12 protein-coding genes are annotated in these 20,640 nt (G+C 36.2%); 9 read left to right on the top strand and 3 right to left on the bottom strand.

Annotated elements, in window-relative coordinates; translation table 11 throughout:
- The coding region (locus EKM78_RS12955; protein ID WP_211334339.1) for a hypothetical protein at positions 1-223 on the top strand (223 nt) is incomplete at its 5' end.
- An 855-nt stretch (positions 224-1,078) separates the two neighbouring features.
- Here EKM78_RS12955 and EKM78_RS05725 read toward each other — a convergent pair.
- The gene (locus EKM78_RS05725) at positions 1,079-2,047 is read right to left on the bottom strand and encodes a glycosyltransferase family 2 protein (RefSeq protein WP_125770278.1); all 969 of its coding nucleotides are present in this window, start codon (positions 2,045-2,047) and stop codon (positions 1,079-1,081) included.
- A gap of 54 nt (positions 2,048-2,101) precedes the next feature.
- Positions 2,102-4,456, bottom strand: a complete 2,355-nt coding sequence (locus tag EKM78_RS05730; protein WP_125770280.1) for a glycosyltransferase family 39 protein — start codon at positions 4,454-4,456, stop codon at positions 2,102-2,104.
- A 280-nt stretch (positions 4,457-4,736) separates the two neighbouring features.
- Between EKM78_RS05730 and EKM78_RS05735 the strand changes: the two genes are divergently transcribed.
- From EKM78_RS05735 to EKM78_RS05765, 8 genes are all read left to right on the top strand, one after another.
- Positions 4,737-5,435, top strand: a complete 699-nt coding sequence (locus EKM78_RS05735) for a response regulator transcription factor (RefSeq protein ID WP_125770282.1) — start codon at positions 4,737-4,739, stop codon at positions 5,433-5,435.
- Complete coding sequence (locus tag EKM78_RS05740; protein ID WP_125770284.1) at positions 5,413-6,753, top strand: sensor histidine kinase; 1,341 nt, start codon at positions 5,413-5,415, stop codon at positions 6,751-6,753. Before EKM78_RS05735 ends, EKM78_RS05740 begins: the two co-directional genes overlap by 23 nt.
- A 186-nt stretch (positions 6,754-6,939) precedes the next feature.
- Complete coding sequence (locus EKM78_RS05745) at positions 6,940-9,933, top strand: hypothetical protein (protein WP_125770286.1); 2,994 nt, start codon at positions 6,940-6,942, stop codon at positions 9,931-9,933.
- A 225-nt stretch (positions 9,934-10,158) separates the two neighbouring features.
- A complete protein-coding gene (locus EKM78_RS05750) occupies positions 10,159-12,918 on the top strand; it encodes a hypothetical protein (RefSeq protein ID WP_125770288.1) in 2,760 nt (919 codons plus the stop codon).
- A 170-nt stretch (positions 12,919-13,088) separates the two neighbouring features.
- Positions 13,089-15,767, top strand: coding sequence for a hypothetical protein (locus EKM78_RS05755; RefSeq protein WP_125770291.1), 2,679 nt, complete (start codon positions 13,089-13,091; stop codon positions 15,765-15,767).
- Positions 15,768-15,828: 61 nt separating this feature from the next.
- Positions 15,829-15,981, top strand: a complete 153-nt coding sequence (locus tag EKM78_RS12575; RefSeq protein WP_164507212.1) for a hypothetical protein — start codon at positions 15,829-15,831, stop codon at positions 15,979-15,981.
- A 266-nt stretch (positions 15,982-16,247) separates the two neighbouring features.
- A complete protein-coding gene (locus EKM78_RS05760; RefSeq protein ID WP_125770293.1) occupies positions 16,248-17,009 on the top strand; it encodes a hypothetical protein in 762 nt (253 codons plus the stop codon).
- 41 nt (positions 17,010-17,050) lie between these two features.
- Positions 17,051-18,934, top strand: a complete 1,884-nt coding sequence (locus tag EKM78_RS05765; RefSeq protein WP_125770295.1) for a hypothetical protein — start codon at positions 17,051-17,053, stop codon at positions 18,932-18,934.
- A gap of 111 nt (positions 18,935-19,045) precedes the next feature.
- On the opposite strand, the gene EKM78_RS05770 is transcribed toward EKM78_RS05765, so the two are convergent.
- Positions 19,046-20,458, bottom strand: coding sequence for a hypothetical protein (locus EKM78_RS05770; RefSeq protein ID WP_245994794.1), 1,413 nt, complete (start codon positions 20,456-20,458; stop codon positions 19,046-19,048).
- Between the last annotated feature and the right edge of the window lie 182 nt (positions 20,459-20,640).

Consider the following 20,640-nt stretch of genomic DNA (forward strand, 5'->3'; position numbering starts at 1 on the left):
GAAGTATTTAGAGTATCGGGTGCGACCGATGCTCTTTTTTTATACATATAATTATATCAAAAAGGGTGTTGTATCAGAGCCTGACGGTTCTAATACAACACCCTTTTTTGGAGACTTATGTCACAGCCTCTTTTTTGTTACCTTGAAATTAGCTACCAAACTATCGCGAGTTTCAAGCGACGAAGGAGCAAAGAAAGAGCAAAGAAATGCAATCAAATCATAGCAACCAATGAAGACACCAAAAATATGTAAAAAATAAGCATCGTTCCCCTACAAAACGAGATATTTGAACACGTTTAGGATCTATGAGGTGAAGAAGATCTCCTCTCAGACTTGAAATTTTTTTAAACATGGCAACGGTTGTACTTACAAAAGGACCATAAACATCAATACTTCTACCAAACTGCAGCAAGTTTACACAAAAAAAATAAGTACCGTCCCCCCCCCACAAACAAAGATACTTTCACCAACTTAGGATCTGTGGGGTGGAGGAAATTCGCTGTCAGATGTGAAATTTTTGTTTGCACGGCAAAAGCCGTGCTTACAAAAAGGTCGAGCTTTGAGATACCTGGGTGCACTTCCCCAGGTAGCTCAAAGTCGGCCCACATCGTTCCACAGCGAAATTTCCGGAACCCCACAGATCCGGGTCTAAACCTCCACCCAAAATATATTCTCAAATAAAAAAAGAAGTCAACAACTGGGTAATTGTTGGCTTCTTCTAATGAATGGGATAGTTCATTGTTCAATTTGACAAACAAGTATTAAATCCACTAACCGTAGCTTAGCGAACTCGATACCCCTCCTATCAAATTTAACATTACTGTAACATAAAGCTAGAAATTTAAATAGTATTCTGCCCGAAATTTTACCAAAACTTCCCATTATTATTTACCATGAGCTATATCCTACCATAGCCCATTTGATCTTTTAAAGATTTAGGAGAGAATCAAACATCACCTCCTTTGATTGTTATTTTAAAAACGTTTCTTTTTTACAGCTTTAACTTTTCTTGTGTCATTAGGTAAAAACAAAATACCAATTAAGATGAAGAAACTAAATAATATCATGAATTCATGCATTATCTAGATACTCTCTGTCTAGTTTCGAGACGGTGGATACTACTTTGTCTCTCTTGAAACCCCACTGTATCTCTGACGATGAAGCGAGGACGATCATTAACTTGATCTAGGACTCTTCCTAGATAACTTCCAAAAATCCCTAGTGACAAGAAGACCAGTCCGACTGAGAATAGCATCAACGTAATTCCCACTGTAGGTGCTGTAAATCCACCTACTGCAATTAAATAGATCAAGTAGATCAAACCACCTACTAGTGGCAAGACTGAAAAGAAACTAACTAATTGTAATGGCTTCATTGAAAATGATGTTATCCCATCCAAGGCAAGCTTGATCATTTTTGAGAGTGGATATTTTGTTTCGCCGGCAATTCGTTCGTGACGGTGATATTCAACACTCGTTTGTTTAAAACCGATCCAAGTTACTTGACCCCTTACAAAAGGATCTTGTTCATGCAATCGTTGCATCTGGGTGACTGCTTTTCGATTCATCAAGCGAAAGTCTCCTGTATCAAGAGGCATATCAATAGTAGCTAGCTTCTTGAATGTACGGTAGAACATTGCTGCAGTGAATTTCTTAAAAAAGCTTTCACCATCTCGTTGTTTTCTCTTTCCATAAACAATGTCATAACCTTCATGCCACTTCTTGATCATGCTAGGAATAACTTCAGGAGGATCTTGTAGATCGGCATCCATGACGACTACAGCATCACCCGAGGTATATTGCAGACCAGCAGTAATTGCAATCTGATGTCCGAAGTTTCGGGAAAATTCCACTAGTTTAATATTGTCATTGTGTTCCAATTCTGACTTAATAATATCGACAGATTTGTCTTTAGAACCATCGTCTACAAAAATCAATTCGTAGTCTTCCGGCTGTTTGGCAACGTAATTTTCGAGCGTGTCGATAGTTGTTTTAATTCCTGCTTCTTCGTTGAAAACAGGTAATACGATTGAGATCGTATCAGTCATGATAAGACTTCCTTTCTTTATCTTAATTGTGTTTTTTTACCTATTTAATATTAATTAATCGTAAATACTAGTTAAATCATAAAGAGTACCAGATTGCCCTGGTCCACCCATCATGCCACCTTGAGACATCGTGCTTTCTGAAGAACTGCTTGAACCGGGTGCTTTAGATGGTTTAGTACTTGTTTTCTTACCTGATGGAGCTTTTCCACCTGGTGTTTGACCTTGACCTGGACCACCAGTCATATTTCCACCTGGTTGGCCACCAGGTTGCCCACCAGCTTGACCCGGTTGGTTACTGTTCTTAGTTGACTTCGATGATGAAGTGGATGTAGCTGCACCCATGGCAGAAGAAGATGAACTCTTAAGTGTCACTTTCTTAGCGTGTTTCTTGATCCAGCTCACGATCTCTGAATTAGCACTACCAGATTTTCCACCGGAATAGTAATACTTCAATTGACCAGTTTTTACTAACTTCTTAAATTGAGCTAATGTAATGGCTGGGTCGGTACCATTAAATCCCCCCATCACCATGACAGCTTTTTTAGATTTAATGATGTATGGAGCTGCGGTACTAGCATCGTCGGTAGCAAATAAATATTTAGCATTTCCTTGATGCTTCTCAACGTACTTCAACAGTTCAGAGTTGACTTGGGAATTACCCATGCCTCCTCCGCCACCCATTCCAGCGGATTGAAGTAATGATGGACCAGCACTAGGAATACCATCAGATGACCCAGCAATTGTTGGTGTTAACGACCACCAAGTTGGTGCCACCATAATTAAAATTGAACCAATAATTGGCCAAGTATATGCATGACGGGCTTTTTTAGAGATCCAAGGTAAAATATACAAGATAATTGAGATCAAGACGCCAAGGACGACCATGATCCAAGTCCAAACTGGATAAGTCTCGTATAAATACCAAGCTTGTAACAAACTAGTTCCTAATATTGCAGTCGGTAGCATCAGTGACCAACCAGATTTGTGCATCCATTGTTTGATCATGGTGTACAATCCGACACCACCTAAAGTAGCGATAGCAGGTGCTAACATGATCGTATAGTATGGATGGAAGAAACTGGCAACTGAGAAGAAGCCAAATACAGGTACTAACCAAGCTGCCCAAAGCCATAATTCTTTACGTTGTGGCGTTAATGACCACCAGTGTTTCATTCTAGATCCTCTATAATAGAAGAAACTTGAGAAGAATCCTAAGATAGCTACGATAAGTAACCAACTAATTTGTGGTCCTAATTCTTGTTGAAATAGTCTCAATGGACCGGCAGTACCAATGTTAAAGGCACCACCGCCACCTCCGGCCATTTGTTTATTACCCTTCTTGTTGCTACCAGGACCACCAGGTCCACCTTGGCCACCAGGTTGACCATTCTTGCTTGATTTACTGTTTGAAGGCATTGCTGGAGGATTGTTCTTAGAAGAACTCTTTCCATTTGGTGGAGTCATTGAACCATTCTTAGAAGATTTCTTTGAACCACTTGGAGGTGTTGGTTGACCTTCAGAAGAGCCCTTCTTATTATTGCCCATTCCTGGGAAGGCTCCACCAGTACCAGTGGTTTGACCTAGTAATCTTTGGGTACCGTTATATCCAAAAGCTAATTCTAGAGCTGAATTAGTTTCTGATCCACCTTCATAAGGACGATCATTGGCGTTTGTCATATCAACTGACAATGGCCAGATCAAGGTAAATACGGCTAAAAATACTGTAGCAATAGCTAAATGCCCAAGCTTTTTCTTCCAACTGATCTTGGTTGCGATCCAATAATAGAAATATAAGGCTGGTAAGATCATGAACGCTTGTAGCATTTTGACATTAAAAGCCACACCCATGAGGGCAAATCCGATCCAAAGATATCTTTGTTTGCCATTAAAAACAGCTTTTTGAACGAACCAGATCGATAATAGTAAGAAGAAAACTAAAGTCGCATCCATGTTGTTAGTTCTTGAATCTGCAACGACGATCGGTGTCAAAGTCATGATCAAAGCTGAAATGCGAGCAGGAATCCTACCAAAACGTTTATGGATCAAATTGTAAATTAGATAAACCGATCCGATTCCAAACAAAATTGATGGAAGTACTACACTCCATCCATGGAAACCGAAGATCTTAGCGGAAATTGCCATAAACCATAAAGCTACGGGAGGTTTATCGACGGTAATATATCCGGCAGGATCAAAACTGGCATACCAGAAGTTCTTGAAATTCTGGGTCATACTTTCAATGGCAGCAGTGTAGAAATTATTTGCCTCTCCAGCTTCCCAGATATTCCACGCATATAGGAATGCGGCTAATATTAAAATAGCAATTAGCCAATAATCCCATTTAGCGTTTTTTAGTTTTGCGAAAAAGCCAGTCGACTTTTTCGTTTGACGTGAATCCTTTTGTTCCATTAATTATTATTCTCCAATCTTTTAAAAGGTAATATTTATCAGGAAACAAATTGCTGCATAAACCAACATCGAAAGATAAATTGGTGTGGTTTTTTTCAAATGATTTTTCAATTTGTTTCACTCCCTTTTTCAACGCTGAATACAGAATAATTTAAGTAACTTAAATCAAGCTTAAATAATATAAAAATATTCTTAGATTTGATTTTTTTGAAAAAACATTATAATATTCATGGCTATAACTTATAATTAATGCAATGTTAGAAATTAGATAGGAGTGCGTATGGACAATAATATTAAAATTTTGCTAGTTGAGGATGACGTCGAACTAGCTAACAATATTGAATCTTTTTTAAGTGAATTTTCGCAAGTTGATGTTGAAAATGATGGCCTCTCGGGAAAATTTGATGCCGTTGAGGGAGTTTATGATTTGATCATTTTGGACTTGATGCTGCCCGGAATGAACGGTTATGATATTTTGAAAAATATCCGTTCCGAACAAATCACCACACCAGTTTTGATCCTAACTGCCAAAGCAGAGCTGGATGATAAATTACGTGGTTTCGATCTCGGTGCGGACGATTATTTAACTAAGCCCTTTCACCGTGAGGAACTTCAAGTGCGTGTTAAAGCCTTACTTAAGCGAAGTGGTGCTTTAGCTGATGATTCAATTCTCAAGATCAATGATATTGAGATCAATTTGAACAATCATGAAGTTAACATTGAAGGACAGCCAATTTCTCTAAACGGCAAAGAATATGATTTGCTAGTTTATTTGGTACAAAATAAAAATACTATTTTGACCAAGGATCAAATTTTTGAAAGAATCTGGGGCTTTGATTCTGACACGTCAATAACTGTCGTTGAAGTGTATATGAGCAATCTTCGCAAAAAGTTGCGTCCTTCAGAAAACGATTATCTAATTAAGACAATCAGAAACGTTGGGTATATTTTCCAAAATGAAGAAAAAGCGAAAAACTAGATTAAGCAAAATTATTCGGAAACAACAACTTCAACAGTTTATTTTAGTCATGGCAACTTTTGCCATTTTGTTCATTTCTTTAGGAATGATTGTCTTTCACACCTTTGAAAGCAATACCTACGATGGCATTGATCACGGTATCGACAATCAAATCAAAGAAATCAAGAACTCTCCAAAAGTCATCGGTCAGACACAGATCCACGCACCTGGTCAAAATACTCCGGACCAAAGTGATCCAAATCACCGATCTCCTCAGCCGAAGGCTCCTTTCCAAACATCGATCCTGATTTACAATCAAAAAAAGGAATTAGTCAACAAATCCGGATTAGGTAATCGCTATTCTGTTCTTAAACATGTACCGATGCGGAAAAGCGATCTCAACAAAAAAGTTAATATCACGATCAACAACATGAATTTTCGAACTGAGTTGATCAAAGTATCAAAAGACAACAATAATGCTGCATACGCAGGAAAATACGTCATGGTCGTGCAAAACTTTGACAATCAAATGGAATCACTGGAAAACTTTGAAAATATTTTGATCGTTTCATTTGGTATTTTTTGGCTGATATCTTTGGTACTGTCATACTTACTCACCAAGATCACCATGCGTCCGATCATCCGGTCTTGGAAACAACAAAGCGAATTTGTGAACGACGCTGCTCATGAATTAAGGACGCCCCTGGCCATCATTCAGGGCAAGATGGAATACATGTTGACAAAACCGAATGATACGATCATCGAACAAGCTGAACCGATCTCTGTTTCTCTCGATGAAGTCAACCGACTCAATTCATTGACTAATAGTTTGTTAGAGTTAGCTCGAGTTGATCAGGCAACCACCAAGCTCAATTTTCAAACTGTTGAACCTGAAGCCTTTTTGTCAGATCCAATTAGGCCGTTTGAAGATATTGTCAAATCTCAAAAGAAAAACTATTCGTACAAATTTGATGAAAAGATTCAACTGCACGTCGATCGGGATAAAATCAAACAGTTATTAATTATTTTGTTAGACAACGCTACGAAATATACTCCTGAAGGTGGAAAAATATCAATTTCTGATAAAGTCGAAAATAACAAATATTACATTACAGTATCAGATACAGGCGTGGGTATTTCCGATGCTGACAAGCAAAAAATATTCGGCCGTTTTTACCGAGTAGATAAGTCTAGAACTAAAGCAACCGGTGGACATGGACTTGGTCTTTCCATTGCTAAGCAAATTGTTAAAAATCATCATGGGAAGATTTTTATCGAAGATAATCATCCCCAAGGAAGTAAATTTATTGTCGAATTGCCTATTAAACATAAGCTTTAAATCTTAATTCTAAAAATATTAAAAAATCGCCTTTTTTAAAGGCGATTTTTTTTATGCTTAAAATTTATTGATTTGTAAAAATCCTTTCAATTTTTCAAGATATCCTTATTATTTTTGAAAGCATTTTCTTATACTTGAATGCTATGATTTTTTCTTGTAAACATTCATTTATAAAGGAGTTTCGATATGCTGAAAAAAATATTGATACCACTAATAATGACAACGATTTTGATTACTATTGGACTTATTATTCTAAATCCAGTCCAAAGAATTAATGCTGCCGGATCTACCGGAAACCCCACGATCACCATCCGGCAACAAAAATCTGACAGCCACACTCAGATATATAAAATTAACTACGAAAATAATGATGATGACCCCATTTTTGCCATTTCATCTCATCAAATCAAAAGTTTTGATATCCCCTTTTTAGTTGAACAATTTGGCAAAGAAAATGTCGGTTTCAGTGAAAAAGACCAGCAACTTTTTTTGAACTTAAAACATTTTGATCGATCCAAAGATTCTTTTCAACTTAAAAAAATCGGCGATGAACCCCTATTATTAACGATCAGAAATCCTCAACATGAAGTGTTATATCAGTCAGAATTTGCTGATGATAAATCAGTTGAGGAAAATAACAACCAAAATAATCCATCTAAAACTCAGTCTTCAACCAATTTTGATCCTCAAAAGCAAAATTTGAATGAATCACCTAATCCGAATCAACCGGCACCTGAGACTGAAAATAAAACAACTTCAGAGGTCATTGACAATAATGATTATGACACCACGCCACAAGCGGATATCCCCCGAGATGCCGATTGGAACATTGGGTGGAAAGAAAGGGACAGGATCATTGTTGCTCGTGGCATTGATAAAAAGATGTCTGACGGAAGAACCTCAACACCAGTCCAATATTTTGGAGCATTAAATTATGCTCTTGAAAATATCACTGTCAAAGATTCCGTACATGGAAGACCTTTACGACCAGGACTTATTTGGCTCATACCTGGTCCAGGATCTGGTACAGGTCGTAAAAACAATCTTACTGCAGCAAATTCTGGAATAATCATGTCCCGACCGGGACATGTGTGGACTGAGAAACAAAAAGCAAGTGAAAATTATAAACTAAATTACTATTTAAACTATACTTTTGGTGATGGCTTATTATACAAACCTGGCATTGGTAATGACGGTGGTGAAAAAGTATACCGAGGTTCGCAGCGAAATTTCATCACAACTAATCTTTTTGACTATTACTTGCCCACTGGAGATATTTCGAAACCTAGGATCTATGGACCCGACGTTGAAGAAACCAAAAAAGTATACGGTTTGGACGAAAAAAACGTTCATTATTACATTAAAGACCATAAACTTTTTCGAGATGGAAATCCTCAAAACACCAATTCTAAAAACGTTGTAAAAACCGTCATGCAAAGACTTGTCTTTCGTCAAGTTATGAAGAATTCAATCATCCAAGTAACCGTTACTATGCAATTTGACAACAATAATGGTTCGATAATCACTACCGAATTTAAAAATATTGGGCATACCTATATTGATAATTTCCAAGGATACACCTTCCGTGATATTACTTTCATTCGTGATCATCGTCGTGACCGATCAAAACCAGATAATATCATTCGTTCATTGGGAAACCACAAAGGTGCCTATGCCAGTCGCAATGATGTCTATAACTCAAGAATCGAATTTATGCTTAATGGTTATCCCGATTCTCCTTTTGCTTGGTCAGCACGTGGAACTCGATCAACTTATTATTATGCATCCGATGACGACCACTTTCCTTGGAATGAAAATGGTCTTGATGAAAAATATGATGATGCTTTTAAAACCATTTATGATCGAGCCGATCAAAATAATGAGCCAACTTTTGGTAAACCATTTATGGATTATGTCACTGACACTGGTATTTCAATGCACACTAAAAACCAAGCACTCTCACCAGGCCAGCAAGTTGCCATGACGTATTCCACGAATATCGTCCAAAAAGACCATGCACCGGTCCTTGATATCAATCAACCAACTACTAAGAATCGCCCGTATGAAGTCAAGCCAACGGAAGATAAAGTAAAAATCAATGGAACTTGGTTATATGATCGCATGCAAGATGTAGATATTAAATATTTGGTCCAAGAGATCAACTCTGATAGCGATGATAAAAAAGATATTAAAGATCAACTATTGAAAAAAGGTGTATCTATCTCTGATCAATTTCAAACCCAAAGTGAAGCCGATATGCACAATCGGATCCAGCATTCTTGGTCAACGGAAATTCCGTTGAAAGATTTAGGTAGTGGTTTACAAAAAATTTCTTTCATTGCTTATGATAAAGAAAACCATACTTCAGAAATCAAGACTTATTATATTACCATTCCAGAACGTGGCGAAAGTCATGACTTTGAAATCAACGTCATGACACCTGATCCTGAGACCCAACGAAAACGCCCTTACGACCCTCGTGATGATCAGCAACACGTCAATAAAATGACTATCACCGGTTACAGCACAGATTTAACGCACAATCACCAAATTGAGTATCAATTAGACGACGGCGAGAAACTACCAATAGACGTTAATCAACAATTTAAAGAAAAAGATACTCTTTATTGGGGTCTAAGAGACTTAGACTTGACCCACTTAAAAAAAGATATCGGGATCCATAAGATTACCTTTACGTTAACTAATAAAGCTGGCCAAACAACTACTACGGATTTTTACTTTCAATATGTCATGAATGCTTCGACCAACGAACCTGAAGGTACTTATCGAGTTTTAGCTCCTAGGGATATTGATTTTGGCGTTGCCAATATGGCGGATCATTCAACCAAAACATTAAAACCAAAAATCAAACAGAATATAGTCTTTGATGATCAGCGAAGACTGGAAAAAAGAGCTGAAACAGTCAAATTGACCTTATCAACGGAACGATTTCACCGTAAAGATAACGATCAAGAAACAATCGACACCGAGCTACTTTGGAAGCATCAACATCTCAAAAAAGATATTCCCTATTTGATCAAAAATGACGAACAAGCTAATCGTATCGTTTTAAATGATATCTTTTTAAATAACGTCAGCTTAAAAGTAGACAGCGACAGCCCTGTCAATACTGGGAGTTTTCAAAGTAAGTGGACTTGGACTGTTACTGACTCGAGGTAACATTTTGACAGACGTCCAACATCCAAGAACATATTTAGTCAAAAAAACATCTCCTGATTGAGATGTTTTTATTTTATTAAATTACAAAATGATTTTTAAAATAAATATTTTGCTGAAATTATCACCAGATGATAACAAAAATCACGACTACTTTTGATAAAAGTATTACTAACAGTAATGATATTATTTTTCTTCAATAGCAATATTGCAATCAAGGGAGTTTTCATGAATCATAAAAGCCTCAACCTTATAACAATTATCACCGCCTTATTAATCATCATCACTGCAGCATTCAGTATTAACGATTCTCAAGCATATGCGATCACATCTACTGAAAAAATCAGCTTTGAAGATAGCCATCACGACAATAAAAAATCCGTGACAATAAATTATCAACCAGAAACCACAGCGGATATGAAACTGCGGATTAAATCTGATCAAATTGATAATATTGCCATCGCAGAACTTAAACAACAACTCGGTGATGACAACGTAAAATTAGATCTAAACAACCAATCGATCGACCTCGACCTAAAGCAGCTGGAATTAGATGATCTGCAAACTTCATTTAAGTTATCGGTCAAAGAAACACGTAATATCAAAGTAAGTATTGTAAATTCCAAAAATAAAACAATTGGCGAACATGAATTCAAATTCAAGGATGAACCAAAAAATAATCAGACCGAGGCTGACCCACAAATTGCCAAGTCTGATGAAGTTTCTAAAAATGAACCTGAGACTTCATCAAATAATCCTGAACCAACTCCCCGCTTGGGACAAGATTGGCAACGACACAATAATTTGAAAGTTTCCACTGGGGTCCCTACAATTAGAAATGGAAAGCAAATTATTCCAGTCATGTATTTTGGATCACTCCACTACGCTTTAAGTCATCTTTCTGTTAAAAGCTCTGTTGGATCAAGAGATAGAGTTGGTGCTGATGATATCGGTAAAGGTCGCAAAAACAATATTTCAGCAGCCAATTCTGCTATTATCGTTGCTCCCGAAAAGAATGCAGATCTAAATAGTCAAAGAATAAATGACCCAAATTATACTTATTACACCACGACCTTTGGTGATGGTGAAATGAAAGGACACGATAGTTATTGGGGATCGCAAAGAAATTTTGCCACAACTAATATCGAAACTTTTTATGCTAGTGGTGGAAAGAAAAAGCTGCGTCCACAAGTCAATGGGGTAGACCCTGTCCATACATTCACTAGTACAAATAGACGAACGATGGATCCAGATTCAGCAAAATTTTACGTCCGACAAGATCCTGATACTCAATTAGAAATGCAAAAAATCGTCTTTAATCAGACTTATGATCCTATATTTGGTAAAACTTATTCAATTCAAATATCCATCACCCAAAAATTTCTACCGGATGGGTCGATAAATATTCAAACAGAGTTCAAGAATTTAGCTAATAAAGTAACTCATTTTACCGGATTCGTTTTTCGTGATATCACTTTTATGAAGAATAGTGATTTCGATGGTCGAGACAGTAAAACCAAAATGTTATCTTTAGGAAATAACGAGGGTATCTATGCTAGTCGTGACTCTAATGACGGTCGAATTGAATTTAAACTCAACGATATCGATAATGAACCTTACGGCTGGGCAGGACGTGGAACTGCCTCAACCTTTTTTAAAGGTGAAGATGATAAACTCTTTCCTTTTGCAGCAACCAAAAATCCCAAATATCACGATGCTTTTGTTAATGTTTTGGACACTGGCGACAAGACTGAACCAATTCCAGCAGGAAAACAGTGGCTGCCTGACGGGACAATTGCTGAAAAAGGTATCTCAATGCACACTGGGGACAAGACTTTAGATAAAGGGAAATCAATTTTCATGAGCTACCAAACTAAACTCATTGAAAAAACTGACGACATCCAATTGAGAATGTACAACGATAATCCCGCCCTACTGGATGAAGACGACCTGAATGAATTCAGAATCTTTGGCAATTGGCATCATTATGAGGATCGACAAGTTCAAATAAAATACATAGTTGATTCACCTGATGAATCTCCAAAATACATTGCCGAAAAAGGTACCCCCATCTCTCCTAAGGGATATATCAAACAAAACGAACTTGAACAATTTCACGGCGTACTCCACGATTGGGAAGCTGAAGTTCCTAATTTAAAGAAACTTTCTCCTGGACCTCATAAGATCAGTGTAGTCGCCTTTGACACTCATAATCATTATTCAGTCGTAAAACCCGTAAACATCGTCGTTCCCGACATTGCTACTGATGTGCCAAGAATCAAAATTGATACACCAAAAGAAACTTCCGAGGAAGCTCCATTTGAAACGTACAATAACTTGATCAATATCGAGGGCAATTGGTCTGACAAAGACAGTAAAGAGTTAACTTTGACCTACTCCGTCGACAATGGTCCAGAAAAAAATTTAGATCATATCCTAAATAATCATGGACAAAACACTCGTTTTAAATTGCACGATTTCAATTTTCAAAGACTCGATAAATCCAAGACTCATAGCATTAGGTTTACCATAAAAGATGAAAACAATCCCCCACAATCGGATACTTTTTATTTCAAGCACAAAGATGGTCCCTTAGAATTGATACATCCGGGAAAAATTTCCTTTGGAAATCATCATCTAGTTCCTGGACAATCCAAGAAAGTTAAACCAACCTTGGACAACCGGATTACCTTGATCGATTATCGTGGGCTAAATTCGTCTCCTTTAGATTTGACCTTGACGATCGATGAACTCAAAACTCAAGATAATCGCAATTTGAATTATAATCTTCAGTGGGACAACTCACCCGTCAAGCCGCATGAAGTACTGACGATCCATAAGAAAATCGTTCCCAAACAAAATCAATGGATCACGGTAACTACCATCAATGACTTCGAAAAGAAATTACGACTTAAATTTAAGAAAAAAGCTCATGAAACTGGACTGTATAAAAGTAAATGGTTGTGGAATTTCGTCGATTCGGTCTAGACAACATTAAAAAAATCACTCTTTCATGAGTGATTTTTTTTATTTTATAAATAAATTACTCGTTGAAAAAAAGCTCCAAATCAGCAAAGTATCCTTATTACTTTTGAAAACATACCAGCAAAATTGCTTGGTACTATATTATCCGGTTAAAAACGCATAAGGGGATTTCAATGAAAAATAAACGTACTTTTCTAAGTTTGATAATGCTAGTTTTGGCAAGTGTCTTGGGCATCTGGTTAATTATTTCCAAAAACACGGAATCAAAGGCTAGCGACATCGATTTGCCACCTGCGAAAGTAAGTCTAATTTCGATTGAAAAGTCAGACAACGCTACATTGGTAAAAATAAATTACACGCTACCAAAAAATGACCCGATCCTCACTATTTCCTCCCCACAAATTAACAACATCGATCTAACCGATCTGAAACAAGAATTTGACGATGGAGATATTGGTGATGACGTCAACAATAAACAGATCCACTTAAATTTTAAAAAGAAAATAGATGACAAGGGATCAGGTGAATTTACTATTAAGCTCAACAACAATCGAACCCATCTATTTTTTCTCGATGTTACTGGTCAACAAATTTTGGATCAAACTATCAATGAAAAAGACTCTGAGCCTGTCGCAAATGATCCGACACTTTCAGTGACCACGCCAAATCAAGCTGGAAATTCCTCAGAAAATTCCAGTGATTCAAAAAACAATACGGAAAAAGCAGCCTCTTACGCACCTATTTATGGAGAGTCCAATTCTTTAACACCTGAATGGAATGACAATTGGGTCGAAATAAACAAAATGATGGCATCATATGGAAAAGTTACCAACAATCCCGACGGATCCAGCATTTATCCGGTAATTTATTTTGGTGCTATCAATTACGCTCTTGATGGAGAAACTACTCCCCACCGTTCCGTGGGAGGAAGAGATATGCGAATTCCTGGTATCCCCGCCACTTCTTACGGATTCGGAAGATATAATAATATCACCGCTGCTAATACCGGTGTTATTTACGTCCCTAAAGGAAGTACTTGGTCTCGACCGCAACAGAAAAATAAAAATAAAAATCAATATTACACTAATACTTTTGGTGACGGTCTTTATCCAGATAGATTAGTTAACAAAGGATCTCAACGAAACTTTACAACAACTAATATTTTTGATTACACGCATGCGAGTAAGGATCCACTTAAACCTACTATTTATGGGCCTGACTACGAGGAAAAGAATGAATGGGGCATTGATGAGGAAAACGTTCATTTTTATACCCGTGTTTCTAAAGAATCAGGTGAACTCCTCAATGAACAACGGATGGTCTTCTATCAAGTAAACCACGGAATTAGAATTCAGGTAACGATCACACAGCGCTTTAATAAGGACAATGCCGTCATTGTTACTTATGAATACAAAAACGTCAGTGATCACACATTAGATAACTTTCAAGGTTACGTTTTTAGAGATATTACCTTCCACAAGGGTGTTCGTTACGATCAAGGTGCCCAAAAGAACAAACTTCGATCACTTGGAAACAACCGTGGACTCTATGCTAGCCGTCCAGACTATGGCGGTCGGATAGAGTTTCAATTAAATGATTTTGAAGACAGTCCTTTCGCTTGGGCAGCACGTGGTACCCGTTCAACAACCTTTGAAGCTGGTGACAAAGACCACTTCCCTTGGAATAAAAAGGGCTTAGAGAACACCTACAATGATGCTTTCATTAATATTAACGATACAGCCGATAAATACGTTGAACCAGGGGCCGGCAACACTTGGATGGAATTGAAAAAAGACTTTGACTCCGGGTTGTCAATGCACACGCAAAATCAATTGCTAGCTCCCGGTGAACAAGTTTCAATGACTTACGGTGTAAACATGCGCTATATTAATTCAAAACCCAACCTTTCAGTTTACAATGATGGACTGACTAGAAATTCACCATATATTATGAAACCTGAACAAAATTTCTATGATCTCCACGGAACTTGGCATCATTATGGAGAAAACGACGTTAATGTAAAATATCGGATCAAAGAAATCAATACCCAAGCAGACAATAACGAAGACCCCACTAACGATCTATTAAGAAACAAACTAAGTGCCACAAACGGATATGCCAAACAATCTAATGAAGATAAAAAGATTGGAAAAGTTCAAAGCTTCTCCAAGAAAATACCTCTGGACGAGTTTGGACCTGGATTATATAAGATATCCGTTATTGCTTTAGACAAAGCCAAACAAACTTCGCAAATTGAGACCCGTTATGTTTCCGTTCCTTCTCGTACTCCACAACGACCAATTATCGCCGTTAAATCTCCAGTAGATAATGCTTGGTCAACAACTGCCCCAGGAACAGAAATCTACGACTTGAAATTGAATAAAAGCAATCAATCAACTTTTGACCTCTCTGGGACTTATCTATCTTATACTAAAAACTTCAAAATCACTTACACATCCAATTTTGATAGTACAGAAAGAGAAATCAAAATTCCTCCAGAGGAAAAAGTTGCCGGCAAAACATCTACCTGGAAACTCAAAGATTTCAATGTTCGACCGATCCTAAACGACGGCGGTGACAAAACCATTCATTTTAAAATCGTCAGTTGGAATGAAAACGGCACTTCCGATAACGAAGATTATTTTCATTTTCGGATAAATCAAGATAATAGTATCGGAATTGATGCACCAAACATTATCAACTTTGGGATCAAAAATTTAGCTCCAAAATCAGAAGTCGAAGCGACCTCCCCTAAAATGGACGGCAGCCTCTTCATTTATGATTATCGAGACAGAAAGGCTCAGCCTATCAAAGTAAATCTCAAAGTAGAAAATTTTATCGAAAAAAAATAATTCCAACAAAATTTTAAACACGGAATTATATTGGGATAAGCAAAAAATCACCCCCGATTCTTTGTACGTTTTTGACAAAGAATCTGATGACTTCAAATTTGATTTAACTGAAAAACTACAAAAGAACTTAAAATTAAAAATCAAAAGTAATGACAAAGTAAATACTGGAAAGTACCAAAGTCATTGGACTTGGGAAGCTCGTGATACGGTTTGATCTGAGGTAATTTTCAATAAATCATTACAATTATCTTGATAAAATTCTCAGCTCATTCAATTTTGATTTTCCAACTAGGATATCGTTTACAGCGATATCCTTTTTTGATGTTTCACTCTTAAAATTACTCGTCGTGAAATTAATGGTTAAAAATTTAATAATGAAAAAATTGTCATTTTAGAAAGGAATTCATGTTTTTTTTTAATCTAATTTGACTTTCTTCCTGTGATAGCCTACTAAAGTATGTTTTAGGTACGGGGGAAAATATGTTACTGAATAAAATATTAATCGCATTAGTGTTTATTTGCGTTGCCACGATTTTGGGGAGTGGTAAGACAAATAGCGCCAATGCTGAAAAAACAGCAGTTTCAACAAAAGCAGAAATTATTAACGTCAATGAAAATAATAATCGTAACAACTTTAATATTTATGTAAAAACTTCTTTTAAAGATAAACATAAGTTATTAACTATCCATTCACCACAATACGAAAAAATTTCAACCACTGATTTAAAAGCTGAAATTGGCGAAAGTAATGTTGTGGAGGATGTTGACTTAAAACAAATAACTGTCAATTTGAAAGACCTTGACAAAGATAATTTTCATCTTCATTTTCATGACACGAATGTAGCTACATTAAGTGTCTATGATATACATCAAGATAAAATCGCTACTGCTTCATTTTCAGATCTACAAACTTTCACTCAAGATTCCAAAACGGATCCATATACTTGGACTAAAAGAAATAATCTGCAAGTCAGTTATGGACATCCAATAAAAAAACAGTCAGATGGTTCTATCCTTAAGCCAGTAATCTACTTTGGCTCAATTACTAACGCATTAAACCATTTTTCCGTTCAAGAATCAGTCAATCGTGATCGATATCGATCATCACGAAAAAATAATGTTACCGCCGCAAATTCTGGGGTCGTTGTCCTAGACAATTCTGAAAAAAATATTATCAACAATATCTTTTATACCAGTACTAGCGGTGACGTGTCCAAGTATTTGATACAAACAACAAAATAGACGATAACCGACAGTCAATTAATAATATCGTAACAACAAATTTGTTCAATTATCGCAACAAGACTAATGTTCAAACTCCAAATATCATAGGACCAGATAATAATTTACAAAATAATAATTTCAATACAGGAATTAAAAAAAACTCCGTTTCATTTTGGACTCGAACTTCTAAAGAAACTGGTTTAGAAGAGCAAAAGTTGATGTTTGAGCAAGAACATGAAATTAAAAAGTTCTTTGCTAGCGACGTTATTTATAAAGTTCGCATAGAAATTGTCCAACGTTTTAGTGATAACAATTCGGTTGAAACTGAAATCACTTACGCTAATACGGGTAATCAAAATTTAGGCAATTTTATCGGATATACTTTCAGAAATCTGACATTTAATAACTCTTTTAACAATAAAATAATATCTAAAAACGCAGAGATCCGTTCATTAGGAAATAATCGAGGCTTATTTGCTTTTAATAAGGATTTAGGAACTAATATTGAGTTTGACTTGGCTTCGCAAGACAGTTCACCTTTTGCCTGGAAATTATCTTCCAATAAGCCTTCATATTTTAATGGAAGCAAATCATTTTACAAAAATAATAGCGAAGCAAATTTTAAAAACATTTTTGATCAAGGATATAAAACCTCTCCAGATCCGGGCATTGGACAAAGTTTTCCAGATCCAAAGTTAAAAACTATCATGATGGCCACTAAGGATAAGCCACTTAATATAGGAGATACCACTAAGTTAGTTTATTCGACTAAATTTAACGTTACAGGAAAAATGCAGCCAAATATTAAACTGAACAATGATCTAATCGACCAAAAACCAATATTTCTAGAAAATAATGTCGAAAAATTCTTATTAAAAGGATCTTGGTTTGACTACAAAAGCACTCACATCGATTTCTTATACACCATCGATGATAACAATACTAATGCTGCTAAGCCATTGTTTTCAGTAAATCAAACTGAACTAGATCGTGATGCCGGTATTAATCATGACTGGCAAAAAGAAATTAATATTTCCAATCTAACTCCAGGTTTACATAGAATCCGACTCCTGGCCCGTTCATTTGTAAAAAATGAAGATGGGAGCACAACTGAATTCCAGTCTGAAACTCACCAAGTCGAAATTTATATAAAATCGGAGGCAACAACTAAACCTTATTTATCCATCCTGGCCCCTGCTTCAGATACTTTTCCAGATTCACCATACCAAGTAAGTTCCGATAAACTTAATATCTCAGGATTTTGGCTCGATTCTGATAGTAAAAAAGGTAATTTATATTACCAACTTGATAAAGGTAAGAAAGTTTTATTTTCACAAGATGCACCTAATGTGACTCCAGGCCGACCTGTACAATGGCACTTGAAAAATTTGTCGATTGCTCATATTTCTGATACTGATTTTCATACATTAACTATTTATGTTGATGATGGAACTGGCAGCGATGAAGGGTTCGACTTTTTCTTATTTCATCGAACCAAAGGTTTATTTAGAATCGTTGCTCCGGATTCAATCGACTTTGGGACTATTCATGCAACTAACAAGCAACACTATTCCTGTCGAGCGAATTTACCTGGTAGCCTTGGAGTAATCGATTATCGTCCAAATAAGCAGTCACCCTTAACATTATCGTTAGAAACTGGAGAATTGATCTACACAGATACTGAAAAGAAAGAAGCTTCTTCTTTAAAATCATCAATATCTTATAAAAATCAGTTCGTTCCTAATGGCGGAAAAATTATTATCGGAAATACCAAAATAAATACTGGCTCTTCAAATATTACTTGGACAGATTTTACTGATCACGTAGAAAACAATTTAATTTTGAACTTTAAACATCCAAATATCGGTTTAAATTCTTCAATGCTTGCTAAAAAGTATCAATCTTCTTGGAGATTTGTCGTCATCGAGACAAATTCAATCTAAATCTTTCGACGACAAAGTTAAAATTACCTGTCAAAATTAAAAGGAACAATAATATTAATTCTGAATAATAGAATCTAATAGTATTGTTCCTTTTCCATAACCTATTTAAATTTAAAATATCAAACTTAATAATGTCGCTAAAGCTAAACTCACAATTACAAAACTAATGCAAAATTTCCAATTCCAGCGCAGAGACACCGTAGTCGGCTTAACATTTAATATAGTGGCGACAATCATTATAATGACCGCAAATGGTGACAGCATATACGATGCTACACTGCCAATATTTAATCCTAAAGCAACTAATACCGGCGACAAAGTAATATTCATCGACATGATTACTTTACCGATCAAAGCCACGGATGCTAATGGGTGAATCCCTATCAGTGATACAAAAACTACGATAATTGGTATCAACAGTATCAACCACCAACCTAAACTTGCAAAAATTGGCGATAAATTTTTAGTCAAGGAGACACTAATGGTTGAATGTTCAAATCCGTAAGTAAAAGTCCCGATCCCTACGAAAAATGGTGCTAAGGATGCTCCACCGACCATCCCTTTTTGCCAGTAAGAAACAATAGATTTTTTCAAATCTGCTGTAAAAGTTTGCTGTTGCTTTATTTTTCTTAATCCTAGCAACAAAGTCCAAAATAAGACAATTAATAATCCAGCGATTGTTACTGAATCCATTGAACTAGCAATTTTGTTATGCATAAAGATAAAACTCAACACTAATAAAGCAACCACAGCAAAGACAAGCCCCAAGAGTGACGGATTTTTTTGATTATTCAATTGAACTATCTCATCATTCTTGACTGGCTTCACTTTCATATATGCTTGATTGTGCTCCATCAAGTACGAAAGGAATAAACCAGTTGTCCCTAAAATAAAGCAAGGAACAAAAAGCCTAGTCCAGCCCACTTTAGTGACTGAACTAATTAAGAAAATCGTTGCTGCTCCAGGTGCCCATAATGTTCCCATAGTATACGCTCTTGTAACGGCTGTCGAAGACAAACGATCGGAGTCTTTCACTTGTCGCTTAATGCTATCCCCTAAAATAGATAAAACGATAGCAATTGTGCCCATCGAAAGAATACTGGATAGCAAATTAGTAACTAACATGACAAATGAATACGTTTGTTTAGGTCCGTTCACGTGCTGTTTCATAAATTCTTCGACTGAAGACTGATAATTACCCACACTAACTGGAACTAAAAATAGTCGCATGACTATTAACAAGACAATAATATCAATCATTGATATTACAGCCGAAGCAAATTTTATAACAGACAATCCTGCAGTACCTAATAAGGCAATTCCCATGACAAAAAAGATGATCGTGGCAATTTGAAATGATTTACTCAATTTTTGGATGCCGAAAATAGAAACACCGATGGCAAATACGGCTTCTAAAAGAGTAAGGTCAATGGGTATAATTAAACCCAATAATTGAGTCAACACAAGTCCTAAGATTAAAATATGATATACATTGTCTTTATTGACAATTTTTGGCAAAAACATTCGCTTCTTTTCATTTTGAATAAAATTATAATATTAATTACACATTCAAGTATAACTAGATATCAATAATTTTAAATAGACTTCTAGTTATACCCTATGAACTATTTGTTCATGCAATGACTAAAAAAATGATTGTTAGATAGATAATGCATTTTTTGTTGCTCTGTTATTCATACTTTGAA

Source organism: Companilactobacillus furfuricola (assembly GCF_003946325.1).
Taxonomy (GTDB): Bacteria; Bacillota; Bacilli; order Lactobacillales; family Lactobacillaceae; genus Companilactobacillus; species Companilactobacillus furfuricola.